Source organism: Streptomyces sp. NPDC107575 (genome assembly GCF_055657265.1).
The window spans coordinates 1,057,875-1,075,600 of record NZ_JBVKBG010000002.1 but is presented as its reverse complement, the minus strand read 5'-3'; the positions used below and the strand labels follow the sequence as shown (position 1 = coordinate 1,075,600).

Here is a 17,726-nt window from a genome sequence, read left to right as displayed (position 1 = left end):
TGACAGGCCTACAAGCGCGCACAACCGCGAACCGACCACAAGAAGGAAGTACCAGCATGGACATCCGCAACAAGGACAACGCCAAGCTCTTCGTCGAGCACGAGGGCACGGTCAACATCGTGTCCTTCATCCCCAAGTTCACGATGAGCGACGAAACCGCAGGCGGACACCTCGAGTTCGTGGACCGGTTCTCCATCGAGCCCGGCGGCAAACTGGCGCCGCACTACCACGACACCCACGAGTTCTACTACATCCTCGAGGGCGAACCGATCATGCAGATCGAGGACCAGGCGCACCGCGTCCACGTCGGCGAGCTCGTGCACATCCCCCGCAACGCCCGGCACAGCATCTGGCCCACCGGAGACAAGGGCATGGCGGGCCTGTGCTTCTCGATCAGCTACCAGGAGCGGTACGAGCCGGGCTACACGCCGTGTGACCTTCCCCAGGTGGAAGTCACCGAGCGAACGTCCTGACGTCCTTCACACCTGGGCACCGGCCCGGCGGGGCAGAACATTGAACCGTCCCGCACCGCGAGGCCTGCTGCCGGCGGCGGATCACCACCGACCGACTGAATGTGCCCGGGCGATGCCCAGAGCTCGGGCTGCAGCAGCATGCGATGTACCGTGCGCGATCCGCACCAGCCGGATGGCGGCTTCGCAATACAACTGTCCCCAAGAAGCATCGAATTCAGGCAGTGCCATCTCAGCAACGCAGGGCCCGCCGCGGGTCCGAAGTGTGGCCACCCGTTGCCTGCGGGAGGGCTCCTCCGTTGAACCTGTGCCTCGATTGGCCAGGCGGTTCTCCGGAGGGGCCATGCAGCTGTTCTTCGCGGATCAGTGCAAAGTACGGCGGGTCGTCCGCGTAGGTGGGCTCGGCGAGGAAGATCTGCGCGCGCTGTTCGCGCGCCACCGTGCGCCGCGTCGCGGACGGCCCACTGCTGTCCGCCTACGAGATCGTCCGCGCCTACGCGTGGCCGACCGCCCGCGACTTCGCGGGCGACGCCCGCACCGAGGCCACGGAGCCGACCACCGTCACCACCCGGGTGGAGCTGCGCGCGGGCGAGCCGTTCGTGCGGCTGTGGGTCGCCTTCGACAACCGCAGCGACGACCGCCGTGTCCGGCTGCACGTGCCGTTGCCACGCCAGGCCGACGTCTCCTACGGCGAGGACCAGTTCGCGGTCGTCGAGCGCGGCCTGACCGCGGAGCCGGGCTTCGGCGAGGAGGCGCTGCCCACGTTCCCGGCGTCGGCGTTCGTCGCGACGGGTGGAGTCGCCGCGCTCCTGGAGCACGCCACCGAGTACGAACTGGTCGACGAGGGCCGCAAGTTGGCGCTCAGCCAACTGCGGCCCACCGGCCAGATCTTCCGCAACCGGCACACCCACCGCGACGAGCCGGCCGGCCCGCAGGTCCCGGCACCGCGCCCGCGCGGACGCCGCTGCCCGCCTCCGAGGAGGACCTGCGCGTCGAGGGCGGCGGCGTGGTGCTCAGCTCCGTACGCGAGCGCGACGGCGCCCTGGAGGTCCGCGTCGTCGCCCAGACCCCGCGCGCAACGACGGTCCGCCTCGCCCGCGCGGGTACGACGGCCTCGCACCGCGCGGACCTGACCGGCGCCGCCATCGGTGAACTGCCCGTACAGGAGGGCCGGTTCGAGGCCGAGCTGCACGCCTGGGAGATCGCCACCTTCCGACTGACGGCCGAGCAGTAGACGGCCCCGTACGGGGCCGTCGCACACAGCACCGAGACGGCCCCGCACGGCTCACCCATCCGCAGGTCAACGCAGCTTGTTCACCGCCATCACGGTCGTCTTCTTGAAGTCGGCCACCTGAGCGTCACGGTAGGAGCCCATCTGCCCCCAGCGCACCACCGTCACGGTGTTTCCGTCGCGGCCCACCGAGAACAGGTTGATGTCGGACGCGCCCCACGTGGTCGTGGTGTGCACGCCGTAGACGTGCGCACCTTCCTCCACGGGGAGCCGACCGTAGTACTTCTGGGTGGCGCTCACCTCGGGGTACTGGTTCATCACCGCAGCGGCACACCCGCCCAGGTCCTTGCGCAGCAGCGCCGCGAAGTCCTTGGCGCGCTGCACGCTGCGCTCGACCACCGTCACCTGGAGCGCGGTGGCATCGAGGTCGGTGTGGTACGCGCGGTGCACGGAGATCGACGGCAGCGCCTCGCCCACGCACATCGGCAGCGGGTCCGGCTGCCCGGCCGTGACCGGACCCGCATACCAGGGTGACGAGGGGTGCGGCGGCAGCTGGGACGGGGACAGGAACCTCGGCGTGCCGGACGCGAGTGCGGAGGTGGTCGTCATCGCGGCGACGCCCACGGTGGCGGCCGCCACCACGGTCAGCGTCAACAGGCCTCTACGGAAGCGGGAGTTGGCGGTTCGGGAGGTGGTGAGGCGGGTGCGGGTGTTCGTCATCGGCGCGTTCCCCATGTGCTCGTGCATGCGGTCCCACATGCTGGTTCCAATTGGCCGGACTGCTCTGTACGACCAGTGACTCGCCCTACCCGTTGCCCCGGTTTACGTCACGACCGTGTCACCGGGTTCATCCGCTCGTGGCGGCCACTCGGGCCTGCGCACACCCCGCTCATCCTGATGCCGCCCAACACCTGCACAACGACCGGTAGTTGACATACGTTCGCCGGGCGAGCGGGAGGCCCGCGCGACTGTGTGCGGGCCTCACACGGGTATTACTAAGCACGGCACCTGGCCCAGATGGACAACTTCAATGCCCAGAACCCACTATCTGGGGCACTGAGGAACCCCTCGGACCTACCCGTGCTGCCGGTGCAGGACTGGCCACAAGGCCGACGACCGTCGTCGCCGACGGCGACTTCGGCCAGAGAAGCGGCCTGGCCCCAGAAGATAACCCCGACGGCATCCTCATCTCCTGGAGCGCCGACGCTCATCAGACCGTCGGTCGTCGCCCTGATCCCGCGTCACCATCCCGGGCATCCGCAGCACACTGGGCCCTGGCCGCCCTCTTCGCGCATACCGGCTTGCATACGGCCACCCAGCGGCCTGCCCACCTCGACGGGCTCACGGCTCCTCGGCCACGGTGTCACCGGAGGACGGGGTCACCCTTCTTCTGCGGTGCACCACCACCCCGCACACCGCGAGCAAGAGGACGGTCACGACGAACACCCCGAGGGCCGTCCGCTGGGCGAAGATTCCTCCCAACAGCTCGAGCAAGCCGAGCCCCGCAGTCGCGTAGAACAGCGCCCAGGCCGCTCCGCCCACGAACAGGGCAGGGAGGTAGCGGGGCAACGGCATGCGCATGCTGCCCGCGAGGAAGTTGGCAGCGGTCTGGAAACCGACGGTCAAGAATGAGACGGCCACCACCGGCGCGCCCCACCTCTGGATCGCCCGCTCGGCGCGCCGGAACTTCGCCGAGGACATACGCCCGGCGAACCTGCTGCGTCGGGCACCGGCGCCGGCGAGCCACCCGACGGCGAACGTCCCTCCGGCGCGGAGCAGGACGATGACATACAGGGCTCCGCTCGTGAGCGCGATCTTACCCACGACGCCTCGTCCCGGGCCCCGGGCCGGAACCCAGGACAGCCGTCACCCGCATAGGCGTCCCGCTCCAGCCGGCGTATGACGCGCACCCGCCCGGGTCACCGTCTCTCATCTGCGCCCGCCTCTGCCCGTTCCGTCCTATGGGTTGCTACCTGCGGCAATAAAACCCGAGCCTCCACGCCGTGCACCAGGCAAGGCAACCCTAACCGAACACACATGCGGGGGTACAGGGTGCCCTGCTACCGGGCGGAACGACAGGCGGGCCAGTGGGATCCGGCCGGCTCGCCGAGGGCGCAGACCCCTACCGATCGGGCATCCGGGCATCGAAGTTGTCCAGACGGACCAACATGACCTGGCGTGCGGCCTTCGGCAGGCGGTGGGTGGTCGAGCGTGATCAACATGGTTCCTCCATGTGGAGTTGAGCGGTCTACTGACTTTATGGCTGTGTTGTCGTGAGGGTGAGCCCGGTTGCGGCGAGACACCCATCGATGAGGTCGGGCCGGTACTGGATGCGGCGGAGGTGGGTACCCAGGACCCGCATCAGATGGTCGGGATCGGTGAAGGAGGTGTTGCACTGTCCCGCACGGCGGAGCAGTGACCAGACACCCTCGACTGGATTCAAATCGGGTGCGTAGGGCGGCAGTTGGAAGGAGGTGACCCATTCGTGGGTGTCGATGAAGGGGGCTGATGCAGGGTTAGGTGACAGTTTGACCTGCCCCACGTCCTGGGTTCCAGTCCTGATGGCTAAAGGGTGTTGCACAAGGCCGTGTTCGGGCAGGTCAGGGCCTGTGATCGCGGTCTTCTGGTCATGATGCGAGGGCGAGGTTGTGCATGTGAGCAACGGCCTGGACCGCGTGGTGGAGGCCGTCGCCTCGCTGTCGGCAGTCGCGGAGGATCTTGTAGTTCTTCATCCGGCCGATCACATGCTCGACGCGTACACCCACCTTGCGGTGGGCTGCGTTGTCGTCCTCCTCGCCGGGCAGCATGGGTCGACGGGGGCGTTTGCGGTGCGGCACGACCATCCCGCAGTTGAGGTAGGCACCGTCGCCCAGGACGGTCACACCCTGGCAGTGTTCGCTCAGCCCGGAGGCCCGCCAGGCGTGCGCGTCCGCGGTGGTACCTGGCACTGGGTGGGCGGCGGCGATCACAAGGCGGGTGTCGGCATCGACGATGACCTGCACGTTCACCGAGAACCGATAGTTGCGTGACGATGAACCGACGCTCCGGTCGCGGACGGGGACGAGGGTGCCGTCCACGATCCACAGCCGGTCCGCGGCATCGGCCGTGCTCGAGACGGGTTCAACCGCCAGCAGCGGACCAAGCCGCTGGATGACACGGCAGACCGTCGACGACGAGACGCCGAACAGTGGACCCAACTGCCGCATCGTCAGGTTCGTCCGGTAGTACACGGCAACGATCAGCACCCGCTCGGCCAGCGGCAGCGGCCATGGCCGGCCTCGCAGCGTGCCGTTGCCACCCCGCTCCCGCACCACCTTCAACAGACCCGAAAACTGCGTCAACCGCAGCCCCGTGAACGTCTCCACCCACACCCGCTCAGCACGTAAAACCCCAGCCATACAAGGGAGATGCCCAGCTCAGAGCCTTGTGCAACACCCTTTAGGCCCGGACAAGCTCGACATCGCCCTGAAAGCGCTGGAACTGCAGCTGAAACGGGACCACCAGGCGCTTATGAAACGGCTCGACATGCAGCGCGAAGCCGCAGAGCGGATCGACATCGCAGCGGCAGCAGCAGCCGAAAGGGAGACCCACGAGCGACAGGAACAGCTAAAGCACAACCGTCACATGGCAGGCCTTGTCGTAGGCGCGGTCGGCGCCATTGCCGTGCTCGGCGCCGGCGTCTACGTCGCGCAGGACGCCTGGTGGTTGGCCACTCTTCTCTGCGGCCCGAGCCTGTTGGCCCTGGCCAAGATCTTCGTGCTGCGGCGGAGCGACCCGGACGACATGAAGTTCGTATCCCAGGCCGCCCGCACCTCCACCGGTGAGGCCTCCCAAGCCCAGCAGCCACCCGTGACCTAGGGAGAGCTACGCCGCCTCGTACTCGTGCGCGCGTCCACCGCGCCACTGAATCTGCGGAGAGTCCCCGACCACCAGGGCCTCGGCATCGTCCAGCCCGGCCCGGAGCAGGAACTCGATCAGGTCGTAGTCGTCGTGGGCCAGGCCCAGGATCACGTGGCCGACCGTGACGCGGCGGCCACCGGAGGGCGACGGGCGGTGCACGACTATCGCGGGTCCCATGCCACCAGGGTGGGCCCGGCCGCAGCGCGGCGCAGCTCAGGCCCCTTCGTCGGACTCGGACATCCACGTCTTCCGGCCGCGCAGCCCCGGCAGCGGGTTGCACAGCGAGCAGGCGTCCACGCGCCGCTCCCCCACCTCCGCCAGCAGCTCTTCCGGCAGGTAGAAGTCAACGGGCGGCGGCTGCTTCCGACAGTTGCCGCGGTGGATGCAGTCGAGCCCTTCCTCGGTGCGCGCCGGCTCGATGGTGAACCGCCGCTCGCGGTACGACGCCTCCTGCATGCCCTTCCACTCGATCGCCTTCTTCTCCAGCTCCGCGATCTTCTCCTCGGTCTGCTGTAGCTGGTAAACCAGCCACGCCCTGACGGCCTTGTGCTTCTCTAGGCGCTCCTGCGGATCGAGATCGTACTTACGTTCGATTCTATGCTTGCGTCGCGCACCCACGTAGGTGCGCTGGGCCAGCCTCCCGAGGGCTCCGCGCCCACTGAGGGTCGAACTATGTGAGACGTGCAACGAACCCCCGTGATCAACTTTCCTCCGCTTCACCCCGCCACCTAACGTCCCCCGGACACATCGACAGCCGGGGGGCTTACTAAGCGGAGCGAGCACCATGAACCCCGGAACATACGTCGCGGGCGTCGTCCTCGTCGGGCTGCTCATCTACGGCGTGGTCCAGCGCCGCCGGAACGGCCCGCCGGAGAACAACCCCGCACTGATCAAGATGCGGAAAATCTGCCTACTCGTCGCGATCTGGTGCTCCGTCGGCGCAGAGATCATCGCGCTGATCTCGATCTTCACCTGGGGCTCTCCATGGTGGGCTGGCGTCGTGCCATTCGTGATCGGCGCGCACAATGTCGTGCTGTACCGCTCGGTGTCGAAGGCAACGCCCCAGTGAGCGCCCTGGCGCGCGGCCGTCACGACGGCATCCCCTGGTGGTTCGATCTGGCGTTCCTGGGCGTCATCGTGGTCGTGGGAATCTGCTTCGCCATCTCGGATCGGTGGCGCAAGTGACCTATCCAGGAGAGATGCCGCACGACGTCGGAATCGTGGTCGTGATCATGGCGTACGCCATCATGGCCGGGGTCGCCGTCCACCTCTTCCGCCGGAGGCGCAAGTGAAGCGGCCCGTACGCGGAAGCCTGTGGTCGTACGTCTCGCTCGCCGTAGGCGTCGCCCTCTACGCCGGAATGGTCATGAACCACCACGGCTGGGCTCGCTGGTTCTGGGCGGCCGTCTGCGTCTGGGCCGTCAGCTACCAGGTCCGCACCATTCGCAGCGACCGGCGGGCGCCCGCTCGGCAGCGACAGGCCGAGCTGGAGCGCCTCGACCTGCTCATGCAGCGCGAGATACGGAGGCGGCGATGATGCCGCGCTGGAAGCGGGCGTGGATGGCTGCACGGCAGCCGGAGCCGCCGAAGAAACCTACGGTCCGGGACGTCGCAGTGAACGCCGCCGGGTCCGTGGCCGTTTTCGGCGCCCTCGGCCTCTACACCGGCGACTGGGACAACGCCATCGCCTATGCGGTGATGTTCACCGTCTTCCACACCGTGAGCGACTGGCGCAAGGCCCGCCGCGCCGACAAGCGGAAGAAGACTCACGATGAGTAGCCCCATCGGTCCGATCAGGCCCTCCTCGACGGAAGACCGTGAGGAAGCCCGTGCGGAAGCCATGGGCTGCGTGAGCGGCTGCTTCATCTACGTCTTCGGCGTCGTCCTCGCGTTCGTTGTCGGGGGCCTGGCGCAGGCCGTGTGGCACACGAACTGGCTGACGCTCGCGGTCGGGGCGCTCGTGCTGGCCGGTGGGCTCTGGCTCGGCTCCCGGCTCTGGCCGCGCGTGGAGCGCTTCGTGCCCGACCCGTACCCAGAGGACAACAACGATGATGACGGGCACGCGTAAGCCCCCGACCTGACAGTCGGCCCCCGAGTGTCGGCAATATCGAGCACATATATGCGCCGCCCCCGACGAGCACCCGTAGCGTGGCTCAGGCAGCAGTAGCTGGCCCCCTGCCCCTGGGCCCCCACGGTGAGGCCCCCGGGATGCTGGCCCTGGGGGCCTCTTGCCTGTGTCCGCTCCCCTCCGGACACACAGAAAGCCCCCAGACCCGAAGGTCTGGGGGCTTCTCTCGCCTGATGGACCACGTTTCCAGAGCACCTCAGGCCGGCTGGTCCGGCGGCATCATCTCAACCTCACCCAGGAGGCGTTCGGGGATCCCTGGCCGGACCATCGCAGCCCACCCGTTTCCGGGCTCGCAAGACGGTGCGGGGTGAACGTCCTTCACCATCGCGAGCGCGGCACCAGGGATGCGCTGCGGCAGCGCCGGACGGCACGTCTGGGCGTCGTAGAAGTCGACGATGCGCCGGAGGCGCTCTACCAGTTCGTCGTCCGCCAGAGATGATTCAAGGGACCAGGAGACGGTCATGGAGCCGTCCTCGCACTCGAAGCGCGCCCCCTTGGCGCCGGTCTTGAGCGTCAGCGCCATCAGCTGGCCTCCAGCTTCAGCGGAGTGACGCAGGAGATCCCCAGAACAGGGAACTCCGCGTGGCGGATGTAGAGGGCCCCGTCCACGGCGACCACGGAGGCATCGCCGGGAACAAGGATCTGATAGGCGTGGCTTCCGGCCGAGTAATCCACCGCCAGCGGCGGGCGCCGCTCGGGCTGGGGCGGGGCGGCATAGCAGCAGCGGCAGGAGGCAGGGCATGTGCATTCGCCCTCGAAGCCGTCGCGGTGCATGCACACAGGCCCGGGGGCCGGCGGCAACGTCTCCCCTTCTTCGGGGGCGGTTCAGAGATCGTCTTCGCACCGCTGGCCACGGGACTGTAACTGCCCCTCGGATCCAGGCAATTGAGACCCTCGCCATGGGAGCGGACGCAATACCGGCATCACCTTCCCAGGACGCACAACATCCGCAGAACTCGCCGAACCGTTCCCACCCGCGTTCAACCTCTCGATGCAGCCCGCAACAGCCGCCACCGAAAAGCCGCATACCGCCTGCCCAATATCGGAAATGGGGTCAACAATTCGCATGCCCCCATAACCCATCCGCCAGCCAAGGGGACACCGCTCCCGACCCCACTCCCACTGGGAGCGGCCCCCACCAGCGCGAAGAGCGCAAGCCCATAACCCGAAAGTCACCCATAGGACGGGGAGCCGGGGGTAACAAACCGGGCACGGATGTGAACACGCGCGCAAGGAATCGAATATGTGCACATCGGCCCGAGTGGGAGCGAACAGACAAGGGGACAGTGGGAGCACGCTTCCACTCGCCACGCTCCCACTGGGAGCTGGGAGCAACAGAAAAAGGGCCGTTCGAAAACGGCCCTTCACCTGCGACGTTCGATCGTTCGAACTGTCGGGACGACAGGATTTGAACCTGCGACCCCTTGACCCCCAGTCAAGTGCGCTACCAAGCTGCGCCACGTCCCGGTGCTCGCTGACCTGGGGTTTCCCCCTGGCCTCACGCGCAGAGAAACCATACCGCACTCGGGGCGGTGGTCGTGAATCACTTCCGGTGGGCGGCCGGATCCGGCGCGCCGTGGGAGCAGGGGTTGACCTCAAGCAAAGTTGAGGTTGCACGCTTCGTTTCATGACGACCACAGCGGATGACCTCGCCATCGCGACCAGTGCCACCGGAGCCGTCGCGCACACCGGCTATCGCTACGAAGATCTGCCTCGGCTCATGAGTCTCATGACCGGGGACGAGAAGCACGGGCCCGCCGCCACCTCCACCCTCGACGTCCTGTGGGTGCTGTACGACCGTGTGCTGCGGGTCGGGCCGGAGAGCGTCGAAGAAGCCGGGCGGGACCGGTTTCTGCTCTCCAAGGGGCACGGGCCCATGGCGTACTACGCCGTCCTCGTCGCCAAGGGGTTTGTGCCCGAGGAGTGGCTGAGTGACTTCGGGGCGTACGAGTCGCGGCTCGGGCATCACCCCGACCGCGTGCTCGTGCCGGGCGTGGAGATCGGGAGCGGGTCGCTCGGGCACGGGCTGCCGATCGCCGTCGGGACCGCGCTCGGGCTGCGCGCCCAGGGGCTCGGCGAGCCCGCCGTCTGGACCCTGGTCGGGGACGCGGAGCTCGACGAGGGCAGCAATCACGAGGCCATCGCCTTCGCCGGCGCCTTCGGGCTCGAGCGGCTGCACACCGTCGTCGTGGACAACCTGTCCGCCACCTACGGGCGGGCCGGAGGGATCGCCGCCCGGTTCGAGGCCGCCGGGTGGTCGACGGTGACCGTCGACGGTCGGGATCACGAAGCCCTGTACGAGGCGTTCACCGCGCCCCATCCAGGGCGACCGCACGCCGTCGTCGCCCGCGTCGAGCCCAAGTTTGAGTGAGCCCCCCTCCCTCTCCCCTCGACCACTCCTGAGTTCCTCCCCCCTCTCCCCCTCCCGAAAGGAAAGTTCTCGTGGACACCATGCGTGATCGGTTCGCCCCCGTTCTCAGCCGGATTCTCGATGAGGATCCGCGTGTCGCCGTCGTTCTCGCCGAGATCGGGGCCGCGCCCTTTGCCGGGGCCGCTCGGCGGCATCCGGAGCGGGTGATCAATGTCGGGATCCGGGAGCAGCTGCTCGTCGGGGCCGGGGCGGGGCTCGCGCTCGCCGGGATGCGGCCCGTGATGCACACCTTCGCCAGCTTCCTCGTCGAACGTCCCTTTGAGCAGGTGAAGTTGGACTTCGGGCATCAGGGGGTCGGGGGTGTGCTGGTGAGTGCCGGGGCGTCGTACGACGTGTCCTCGGGGGGATTCACGCACATGTCCCCCGGTGATGTCGCGCTGCTCGACACCCTTGATGGGTGGCGGGTGCACGTGCCCGGGCATCCCGATGAGGCCGAGGTTCTGCTGCGGCATGCCGTCGGGAGCAGTAGCGGTAGCGGCGGTGCCGTCAAGGACTCGCGTGAATATGTGCGGCTCTCCGTGCAAGGGAATCGGGAAGCCCTGCCTGTTGACGGGGAGCGGTTCCTGAGTGTGCGGGAGGGGCGGCGGGGAGTTGTCGTCGCCGTGGGGCCCATGTTGGACAACGTGCTGGCCGCCACCGAAGGGCTTGATGTGAGTGTGTTGTACGCGACCACCGTGCGGCCCTTTGATGGTGCCGGGCTGCGGCGGGCCGTGGGCGCAAACGGCAGTACTGACGTCGTGGTCGTCGAGCCCTATCTCGCCGGGACCTCCACCGGCGCCGCCAATGACGCGCTCGCCGATCTTCCGCACCGTGTTCTCGGGCTCGGTGTCGGGCGGCGGGAGCTGCGGCGGTACGGGAGCGTCGAGGAGCACATCGTCGGGCATGGGCTCGACGCGGCGGCGCTGCGGGAGCGGATCAGTGGGTTTCTGCTTTCCCGGAGCGTCGGCGCTGTCGGGGTTCCGGCGTAGCAGGAGGGAGTCCGAGCGAGGTCTGCGGTAGTGCGTCCGCTCTCACCAAGCCCCTGATAGCCGGGACCGAGATCATTGTCGTCGCCACCAGCAGCGTGATCGCGCCGCCCGCCAAAAGGACCTGCTGCGTTCCGAATGTGGCCGCCGCCGGGCCCGCCAGGGCCTGGCCCACCGGCTGCATGGCGATGGAGCCGGCCACCTCGTAGGCGTGGATGCGGTTGAGGACCTCGCGCGGGACCTGGGTCTGGACGCTCGTCGCCCACATCACGCCCCAGAACGACATGCCGGCCCCGGCCACCGCGCAGCCCGCCATCATCCACGGGACCCCCAGGCCCGCTCCCGCCGTCGCGGGGAACAGGGCGAAGCCGAACAGGGCCAGGGCGCCCGCGCGCAGCATCCGGCGTGGGCGCACGCGCAGGGCCAGGACGCCGCCGATGACCGTGCCCGCGCCGAGCGCCGAGTTCACCAGGCCGTACGCGCTCGATCCGTACTCCTGGGTGACCTGGACGGCGACCAGGGGGACGGCCGGGCCCCACGCTCCTATCATCAGCACGCACCAGACCGAGATGACTCCCCAGAGCCATCTTCGTGATCTGAACTCCCGCCAGCCCTCGACCAGTTCGGAGCGGAAGGCGCCCCGGGAGCGGGTTTTACCGGCGGCCGCGTCCCCTGGCAGCGGTGGCAGGCGCAGGAGGAGCAGGCACAGGGCGCTCAGCGCGTACGTGCCCGCGTGTGCCGCGAAGACCAGGCCCGGTGAGGCCAGGGCGACCAGCATGCCCGCCACCGCCGGGCCCGCCAGTTGCGCGCCGGACTCCGCGACCCGGATCGCGCCGTTCGCCGCCTGGACGTCGGATGCCAGCCGCGGCACCGTGCCGGCGACGCCGGGCTGGAAGACCGCCGCGGCCGATCCGTTGATCGCGCCGATGACGCAGATCTCCCAGAGCACGACATGGCCGGTGAAGAACATGACGGCCGCGAGGGACTGGGTGACCAGGCGGACGAGGTCGGCGCCCGTCATCAGCAGCCGGGTGTTGAAACGGTCCGCCAGTACGCCGCCGAAGATGACCAGTCCGGCGAAGCAGGCCACCGAGGAGGCCATGGCCAGGCCCACCGCGCCCGCCCCGTAGCCGTACTGCAGGAGGCCCGCCGCGAGGGCCACCGGCAGCATGCTGTCGCCGAGCTTGGCCACGCCCCTCGCGGTGAAGAAGAGGCCGAAGTCGCGGGTCCAGATGCCGCGCCGGGGCGCGACCCCGGCGTCCTCGCCGTCGACCGCCCGGTCGGCCATCCACGTTCCCCGTTCGTCGTCCCCATGGCGTACCGCACGCGCGCGGTGGGCCCTCGCGAGCGGATGATGCCATGCGGACGGACGGCGGCTCACCTGGTTTCATCCTGCACGTGGAACGCCCAACTCGGGGTGTGCGTCCAGGAGTCGGGTCGGGGCCGCCTGACGCCAGGAGTCGGCGAGGATGTCGCGCAGCTCGGCCGTGTCCTCCAGGGCCGCGAGGCGGGCCCTGACCCAGGCGAAGGACGCCTCGTGGTCCGCGATCCAGAACTTGTCCGGCTCGGACAGGACGAGCTCGTCGCGCTCCTCCTTCGGGCAGCGCACCGCTATCGACGTCTCGTCCTCGGGCAGCGTGGCGAACATCTTCCCCGCCACCCGGAACGTGGGCATGCTCCAGGCGACCTTCTCGGTCGTGTCCGGAAGGGACAGGGCTACGGTGCGTACATCCTCGGCGTCCAGCATGCAACGAACCGTAGCCAACGCCACTGACAATGGCCGGGAGCCGCGTAGGGTGCCCCGCTCGGGGTCACGGCACCCGCTTGTCCAGCCACGCCACCAGGTCCGCCTGGACCTCGTCGCGGTTCGTCTCGTTGAGGATCTCGTGGCGGGCGCCCTCGTAGCCCTTCCAGGTGAGGTCCTCGACGCCCAAGTAGCGGAAGTCCTCCAGGAGTTCGTGGACCAGCGTCATGCGCTGGTTGCACGGGTCCTCCGTGCCGACCACGATGTGGATCGGCAGGTCGGCCGGGATGCGGGCGAGGTTCGCCGGGTCGTTGATGCGGCGCACCGCGCGGACCCAGTCCAGGGACAGGCCCGCCGAGAAGTCGAAGCCGCAGCGTTCGTCGGCGACGTACTTGTCGACCTCCGCCTCGTCCCGCGAAAGCCATTCGAAGCCGGTGCGGTGCTCGTACGGGTCGTTGAAGGAGGAGAAGAGGTTGCCCACGTAGGGCGAGGCGGCGGCGCGGCCGCCCGCCGCTACCTGGGCCTCCAGGGCCGCGATGTCGCCCTCGTTGTCGGCGCCGGGCAGGGAGCGGAAGGTCCCGGACAGGATCAGGGCCACCAGGTCGTCCGCGTACCGCTGCGCGTAGTCGCGCGCGAGCAGCGAGCCGAGGCTGTGGCCCAGCAGCACGAACGGGACGTTCGGATAGAGGGCGCGCGCCTGGTCGCCGATCGCCTTGAGGTCCTCGACGATCGACACCCACGCGTCGACGGTCTCGGGGTCGCTGTCGTCCGTGACCCCGTAGCCGCCCGTGGACTGGGCGGTGGCGCCGTGGCCGCGGTGGTCGGAGGCGATGACCCCGTAGCCGTGCGAGGTCAGGTGGCGGGCGAAGCGGTCGTAGCGCTGGCCGTGCTCGGCCGCGCCGTGCGCGATCTGCACGAAGGCGCGGGGCCTGCCGCCTTCGGGCAGCCAGGTGTACGTGGCCACGGCGGCGCCGTCTCCGGTGCTGAGCGCGCTCGTCGTGTACGTCGGGTCTGTGGCGGTCATCTGGCGGCTTCCTCTCGGACAGTCCGTACGGCCCTGTGGGCGGGGGTGTGCAGGTGCGAGTACGCGTGCGTGCTGGCCTGCACCTCCCCCGCACCGTAGGCCCTCATTCCTGGCAATCGCCGACCGGCACGAGCGGTTCGAGGCGCTTGCAGAACAGGGTCGTGGGGCGCAGCACCCCCGCCGGGTCGGCCGCGTAGTCCGGGATGACGCCGACCTCGTCCCAGCCCGCCTTGCGGTAGAAGTTCTCGGCGGGGCTGCCGGTCTCGGTGTCGAGGACCAGGAGCGTCACGCCCGCCTCCGCCGCGACGCGCTCCGCGGTCGCCAGGAGGGTGCGGCCGAGTCCGGTGCCTCGGGTGCTGCCGTGCACCATCAGCTTGACCACTTCGGCGCGGTGGCGGCCGTTGGGCTTCTCGGCGAAGGCGAGCGAGATCGTTCCGAGGCAGCGGGACCGGCCGGCCTCGTCCGTCCCGGTCGCCACCCAGACGGCCGTGCTGCCGCGCGCCACCGACGGGCCCACGGAGTCGCGCCACCAGGTCGCCGCCTCGTCGGGCGTCAGTCCGCGCAGGAAGCCGAGCGAGCTGCCTCCTTGTACGACGTCGGCCAGCAGGGCGCCCAACGCGTCTACGTAGGCGGGGAATTCCGAGGGCGCAAGACGTGTGCAGGTGATCGTCACGGGAGCACCACCACCAGGGCGTAGCGCACGGGTCCGGGGCCCGGGCAGTGGAAGTGGGTCGGGCCCCAGAGGCGGAAGCGCAGGCAGTCGCCCGTCTCCAGGCGGTGTGTCGTGCCCTGGACGGTGAGGTCGAGGAGTCCGTCGAGCACCCAGATGTGCTGTTCGAGGCCGGGGACTGGCGGGCGGTCGTAGGCGATGTCGGCGTACGGCTCGAGGGTGCCCTCCACCACCTCGCCGCGCAGTCCGGCCTGCGGCGGGGAGACGGAGCGGCGCGCGAAGCCGGTCGAGTCGTCGCGCCACAGGGGCTGGTCCGCGGCGCGTACGACCTGGGCGGGGGCCGACTCGACCTCGCTCAGGAGCTGCGACATGGTCCGCCCGTAGACCGCGCAGAGGCGGTTGAGGAGGGCGGCGGTCGGACTGATCTCGGCACGTTCGGCGCGCGACAGGGTGGAGCGGCTCACGCCGCTGCGGTCCGCCAACTCGCCCAGGGACAGGCCGTGTTCGGCCCGCAACTCGGCGAGCCGGGCGCCGAGCCGGGCGTCCACGGGGTCCGGGTCCAGGTCATTGGCGTCGCGCGGCGGCGCACCACTCTCGCGTCTCATATTCGGCACGGTATCCCAGATATGAGACAGGCATGTTACGTCGCCACCCCTTCCTGGATCAGGAGCCGCCCACCCATTTCGGCCCGCACGGTCCAGAACCAGTACCGTGAGCAGCATGGCCCGCCCCCGCAAGTTCGACGAAGACCGCGTGGTTCTCGCTGTCCGCGACGAGTTCTGGGACAAGGGATACGCGGCGACGTCGCTGGACGATCTGCTGCGCGTGAGCGGCCTGGGCAAGGGCAGCCTGTACGGGGCGTTCGGCGACAAGCACAGCCTCTTCCTACGGGCGCTGCGCGAGTACGACGACGCGAACCTGTCGATGCTGCGCGAGCGCCTCGAGTCCGCGGCGCGAGGGATCGACCTGGTGCGCGAGTTCGTGCTCGGTCCCACCTCCGACCCGACCGGGGCCACCGCACGCCGGGGCTGCCTGCTGGCCAACAGCAACGCCGAACTCGCGAGCAGCACTCCGGACGTGGCCGCCGAGGCCCGCCGCACCTACGACGCGATCACCGTCATCCTCACCGCGGCACTGGAGCGCGCCCAGCGCGAAGGCGACCTCGCCACCGACGTCGGCCCCGCCGAGACCGCCCGCGCCGTCCTCGTCGCCCAGCTCGGCCTCATCGCGCTCGGACGAACCGGCATGGACATCGACGGGCTCACCGCAGCGGCGCAGTCCACCCTGGCGCGACTTCTGTCCGCCCCCACGCGCTAGCCCTCACCCACCGATCGTCGCCCCCCCGGCAGGACGAACACTGCCGCGACCTTCGCGCGCGCCACACACGTTCTTGACCGTGCGGTCCATATCGAGGATGGTTATTGACGCATCGGTCCATAACTTGAAGGAGGGCGGCATGGCCGTCTTGACAGACAAGGTCGCCGTGATCACCGGAGGCAGCAGCGGTATCGGTTTCGCGACCGCCCGCGCGTTCCGCGACGAGGGCGCCCACGTGTTCATCACCGGACGCCGCAAGGACGCCCTCGACGCCGCGCTCGCCGAACTCGGCAGCGGCGTGACCGGCGCGGTCTGCGATGTTTCGAATCCCTCGCAGCTCGACGCGTTCTACGAGAGCGTGCGCGAGCAGGCCGGACCCATCGATGTGCTGGTCGCCAACGCCGGCATCGGCACAGTGGCTCCGCTCGGCGAGGTGACCGAGGAGGTGATCGACTCCATGTTCGCCACCAACGTCAAGGGAACGATCTTCACTCTCCAGCAGGCGCTGCCCCACCTCACCAACGGTGCGTCGGTGATTCTGACGGGTTCGACCGCCGGCACCCGGCCCGACCAGGGGCTGGAGGTGTACGGGGCCTCCAAGGCCGCAATCCGCAATCTCGCGCGCGGTTGGGCCCACAGCTCGCGCGCCCGTGGCTTCCGGGTCAACGTCGTGTCCCCGGGCGGCACACGCACCCCGGGGCTGCTCGAGCTGCTCCCGCCCGAGATGCTCGAGCAGACCGGGGAGGGCATCCCCCTCGGCCGGCTCGCCGAGCCCGAGGAGATCGCCGCGGTGACGACATTCCTCGCCTCGGACGCGTCGAGCTTCGTCAACGGCTCCGAGTTCTTCGCCGACGGTGGCTACGCGCAGGTGTAGGCGCTCTGACGTGCACTGCGCGCGCCGGGCCAGGTGGAAGTGGTGAGGCCCAGTAATGCTCCCCGCCTCAGCCCTCCGCCGCCTCCCCCAGCGCCTCAAGGACCGGCCGGATCAGCGGATGCCCCTCCGCCCCGTGCCGCACCGCCGCGAAGACCTTGCGGGTCGGCGCCGCGCCGTCGATCGGGCGGACCACCACGTGGCTCAGGTCCACGCCGTGCAGGGCCGAGCGCGGGACCAGTGCCACGCCCGCGCCCGCCGAGGCGAGGGCGACGACGGCGCGGAAGTCGTCCGAGGAGTGCTCGAACTGCGGGGAGAAACCGGCGTGTTCGCAGGCCAGGACGACCACGTCGTGGCAGGGGTTGCCGGGGTACGGGCCGATCCAGGTGTCCTTGGCGAGGTCGGCGACCGGCACCCGCTCCGCGGCGGCGAGGCGGTGCGTGACCGGCAGGACCGCGTCGAACGGCTCCGCGTACAGCGGCACGCGCGTGATCCGGTCGTCGTCGGCGCCCGGCGCGCCCCGGTACTCGACGGCGACCGCCACATCGATCTGCCGGTCGAGCAGCATCGGCAGGCTGGCGTCGCCCTCGGCGTCCTGGACGCGGACGCGGATGCCGGGCGCCGCCTTCGACAAGTGGGCGAGCGCCGGTCCCACGACGAGGCCGATGCCCGTCGCGAAGGAGGCGAGCGTCACCGTGCCCGCCTCGCCCGTGCTGTACGCGGCCAGCTCGGCCTCGGCCTTCTCCAACTGGGCGAGGACCGCGTTGGTGTGGGTGAGCAGGATCTCGCCGGCCGAGGTCAGGCGGACCCCGCGCGCGCCGCGCTCGACCAGCTTGTGGCCGGTCTCCTGCTCGAGCGCCGTGAGCTGTTGCGAGACCGCCGAGGGGGTCAGGTACAGCGCGGCGGCCGCAGCCGTCACGGTGCGGTGGTCGGCCACCGCACGGAGGATGTGCAGCCGCCGCGCTTCGATCATGC

Annotated in this window: 24 protein-coding genes, 1 tRNA gene and 1 pseudogene; 11 read left to right on the top strand and 15 right to left on the bottom strand. The window is 69.5% G+C overall.

What is annotated here, in order from left to right:
* Positions 1-56 precede the first annotated feature (56 nt).
* Positions 57-473, top strand: a complete 417-nt coding sequence (locus tag ACZ7L4_RS11455) for a cupin domain-containing protein (RefSeq protein WP_472101490.1) — start codon at positions 57-59, stop codon at positions 471-473.
* A 392-nt stretch (positions 474-865) separates the two neighbouring features.
* Positions 866-1,603 (top strand): hypothetical protein, encoded by a 738-nt coding sequence (locus ACZ7L4_RS11450; RefSeq protein WP_472101489.1) that lies wholly within the window; start codon positions 866-868, stop codon positions 1,601-1,603.
* A gap of 167 nt (positions 1,604-1,770) precedes the next feature.
* Here the strand turns inward: ACZ7L4_RS11450 and ACZ7L4_RS11445 are convergent, their stop codons facing one another.
* The 4 genes and pseudogenes from ACZ7L4_RS11445 to ACZ7L4_RS11430 all read right to left on the bottom strand — a co-directional run bounded on the left by ACZ7L4_RS11445 (position 1,771) and on the right by ACZ7L4_RS11430 (position 5,099).
* The gene (locus tag ACZ7L4_RS11445) at positions 1,771-2,310 is read right to left on the bottom strand and encodes a hypothetical protein (protein ID WP_472102016.1); all 540 of its coding nucleotides are present in this window, start codon (positions 2,308-2,310) and stop codon (positions 1,771-1,773) included.
* A 732-nt stretch (positions 2,311-3,042) separates the two neighbouring features.
* Positions 3,043-3,525: a DedA family protein gene (locus ACZ7L4_RS11440; protein WP_472101488.1), complete on the bottom strand. Its 483-nt coding sequence runs from the start codon at positions 3,523-3,525 to the stop codon at positions 3,043-3,045.
* A gap of 433 nt (positions 3,526-3,958) precedes the next feature.
* Positions 3,959-4,201 (bottom strand): annotated as a pseudogene (locus ACZ7L4_RS11435) (transposase); the annotation flags it as partial.
* A gap of 127 nt (positions 4,202-4,328) precedes the next feature.
* Positions 4,329-5,099 (bottom strand): transposase family protein, encoded by a 771-nt coding sequence (locus ACZ7L4_RS11430; protein WP_472101487.1) that lies wholly within the window; start codon positions 5,097-5,099, stop codon positions 4,329-4,331.
* Between ACZ7L4_RS11430 and ACZ7L4_RS11425 the strand changes: the two genes are divergently transcribed.
* Positions 5,053-5,559: a hypothetical protein gene (locus ACZ7L4_RS11425; RefSeq protein WP_472102038.1), complete on the top strand. Its 507-nt coding sequence runs from the start codon at positions 5,053-5,055 to the stop codon at positions 5,557-5,559. The two genes, ACZ7L4_RS11430 and ACZ7L4_RS11425, sit on opposite strands and share 47 nt — an antisense overlap.
* Before the next feature lie 6 nt (positions 5,560-5,565).
* On the opposite strand, the gene ACZ7L4_RS11420 is transcribed toward ACZ7L4_RS11425, so the two are convergent.
* The gene (locus ACZ7L4_RS11420; RefSeq protein WP_472101486.1) at positions 5,566-5,778 is read right to left on the bottom strand and encodes a hypothetical protein; all 213 of its coding nucleotides are present in this window, start codon (positions 5,776-5,778) and stop codon (positions 5,566-5,568) included.
* Positions 5,779-5,814: 36 nt separating this feature from the next.
* Positions 5,815-6,219 (bottom strand): hypothetical protein, encoded by a 405-nt coding sequence (locus ACZ7L4_RS11415; protein WP_472101485.1) that lies wholly within the window; start codon positions 6,217-6,219, stop codon positions 5,815-5,817.
* Between the two features lie 166 nt (positions 6,220-6,385).
* Between ACZ7L4_RS11415 and ACZ7L4_RS11410 the strand changes: the two genes are divergently transcribed.
* From ACZ7L4_RS11410 to ACZ7L4_RS11395, 4 genes are all read left to right on the top strand, one after another.
* On the top strand, positions 6,386-6,670 hold the full coding sequence (locus ACZ7L4_RS11410; protein WP_472101484.1) for a hypothetical protein: 285 nt from the start codon (positions 6,386-6,388) through the stop codon (positions 6,668-6,670).
* A 219-nt stretch (positions 6,671-6,889) separates the two neighbouring features.
* A complete protein-coding gene (locus ACZ7L4_RS11405; protein WP_472101483.1) occupies positions 6,890-7,138 on the top strand; it encodes a hypothetical protein in 249 nt (82 codons plus the stop codon).
* Positions 7,139-7,161: 23 nt separating this feature from the next.
* Positions 7,162-7,380 (top strand): hypothetical protein, encoded by a 219-nt coding sequence (locus ACZ7L4_RS11400; protein WP_472101482.1) that lies wholly within the window; start codon positions 7,162-7,164, stop codon positions 7,378-7,380.
* The gene (locus ACZ7L4_RS11395) at positions 7,373-7,669 is read left to right on the top strand and encodes a hypothetical protein (RefSeq protein WP_472101481.1); all 297 of its coding nucleotides are present in this window, start codon (positions 7,373-7,375) and stop codon (positions 7,667-7,669) included. Before ACZ7L4_RS11400 ends, ACZ7L4_RS11395 begins: the two co-directional genes overlap by 8 nt.
* A gap of 256 nt (positions 7,670-7,925) precedes the next feature.
* Here ACZ7L4_RS11395 and ACZ7L4_RS11390 read toward each other — a convergent pair whose 3' ends face one another.
* From ACZ7L4_RS11390 to ACZ7L4_RS11380, 3 genes are all read right to left on the bottom strand, one after another.
* The gene (locus ACZ7L4_RS11390; protein ID WP_472101480.1) at positions 7,926-8,252 is read right to left on the bottom strand and encodes a hypothetical protein; all 327 of its coding nucleotides are present in this window, start codon (positions 8,250-8,252) and stop codon (positions 7,926-7,928) included.
* Positions 8,252-8,503, bottom strand: a complete 252-nt coding sequence (locus ACZ7L4_RS11385; protein WP_472101479.1) for a hypothetical protein — start codon at positions 8,501-8,503, stop codon at positions 8,252-8,254. Before ACZ7L4_RS11385 ends, ACZ7L4_RS11390 begins: the two co-directional genes overlap by 1 nt.
* Before the next feature lie 619 nt (positions 8,504-9,122).
* Positions 9,123-9,196: transfer RNA gene (locus tag ACZ7L4_RS11380), tRNA-Pro, on the bottom strand.
* Positions 9,197-9,449: 253 nt separating this feature from the next.
* Here ACZ7L4_RS11380 and ACZ7L4_RS11375 point away from each other — a divergent pair.
* Positions 9,450-10,100, top strand: a complete 651-nt coding sequence (locus ACZ7L4_RS11375; protein ID WP_472102015.1) for a thiamine pyrophosphate-dependent enzyme — start codon at positions 9,450-9,452, stop codon at positions 10,098-10,100.
* Positions 10,101-10,171: 71 nt separating this feature from the next.
* Positions 10,172-11,128, top strand: a complete 957-nt coding sequence (locus ACZ7L4_RS11370; RefSeq protein ID WP_472101478.1) for a transketolase family protein — start codon at positions 10,172-10,174, stop codon at positions 11,126-11,128.
* Here ACZ7L4_RS11370 and ACZ7L4_RS11365 read toward each other — a convergent pair.
* From ACZ7L4_RS11365 to ACZ7L4_RS11345, 5 genes are all read right to left on the bottom strand, one after another.
* Positions 11,076-12,413 carry an MFS transporter gene (locus tag ACZ7L4_RS11365; RefSeq protein ID WP_472101477.1) on the bottom strand — a complete coding sequence of 446 codons (1,338 nt, stop codon included), beginning with the start codon at positions 12,411-12,413 and terminating at the stop codon, positions 11,076-11,078. The two genes, ACZ7L4_RS11370 and ACZ7L4_RS11365, sit on opposite strands and share 53 nt — an antisense overlap.
* A 99-nt stretch (positions 12,414-12,512) precedes the next feature.
* Positions 12,513-12,872, bottom strand: a complete 360-nt coding sequence (locus ACZ7L4_RS11360) for an MmcQ/YjbR family DNA-binding protein (RefSeq protein WP_385768050.1) — start codon at positions 12,870-12,872, stop codon at positions 12,513-12,515.
* 64 nt (positions 12,873-12,936) lie between these two features.
* Positions 12,937-13,893, bottom strand: a complete 957-nt coding sequence (locus tag ACZ7L4_RS11355) for an alpha/beta fold hydrolase (RefSeq protein ID WP_472101476.1) — start codon at positions 13,891-13,893, stop codon at positions 12,937-12,939.
* Between the two features lie 103 nt (positions 13,894-13,996).
* The gene (locus ACZ7L4_RS11350; protein WP_472102014.1) at positions 13,997-14,560 is read right to left on the bottom strand and encodes a GNAT family N-acetyltransferase; all 564 of its coding nucleotides are present in this window, start codon (positions 14,558-14,560) and stop codon (positions 13,997-13,999) included.
* Positions 14,561-14,562: 2 nt separating this feature from the next.
* The gene (locus ACZ7L4_RS11345) at positions 14,563-15,168 is read right to left on the bottom strand and encodes a helix-turn-helix domain-containing protein (RefSeq protein ID WP_472101475.1); all 606 of its coding nucleotides are present in this window, start codon (positions 15,166-15,168) and stop codon (positions 14,563-14,565) included.
* Positions 15,169-15,283: 115 nt separating this feature from the next.
* On the opposite strand from ACZ7L4_RS11345, the gene ACZ7L4_RS11340 reads away from it, so the two are divergent.
* A complete protein-coding gene (locus tag ACZ7L4_RS11340) occupies positions 15,284-15,880 on the top strand; it encodes a TetR/AcrR family transcriptional regulator (protein WP_472101474.1) in 597 nt (198 codons plus the stop codon).
* 139 nt (positions 15,881-16,019) lie between these two features.
* Positions 16,020-16,754 carry an SDR family NAD(P)-dependent oxidoreductase gene (locus tag ACZ7L4_RS11335; protein ID WP_472101473.1) on the top strand — a complete coding sequence of 245 codons (735 nt, stop codon included), beginning with the start codon at positions 16,020-16,022 and terminating at the stop codon, positions 16,752-16,754.
* 67 nt (positions 16,755-16,821) lie between these two features.
* Here ACZ7L4_RS11335 and ACZ7L4_RS11330 read toward each other — a convergent pair whose 3' ends face one another.
* Positions 16,822-17,724: a LysR family transcriptional regulator gene (locus ACZ7L4_RS11330; protein WP_472101472.1), complete on the bottom strand. Its 903-nt coding sequence runs from the start codon at positions 17,722-17,724 to the stop codon at positions 16,822-16,824.
* Positions 17,725-17,726: the final 2 nt, after the last annotated feature.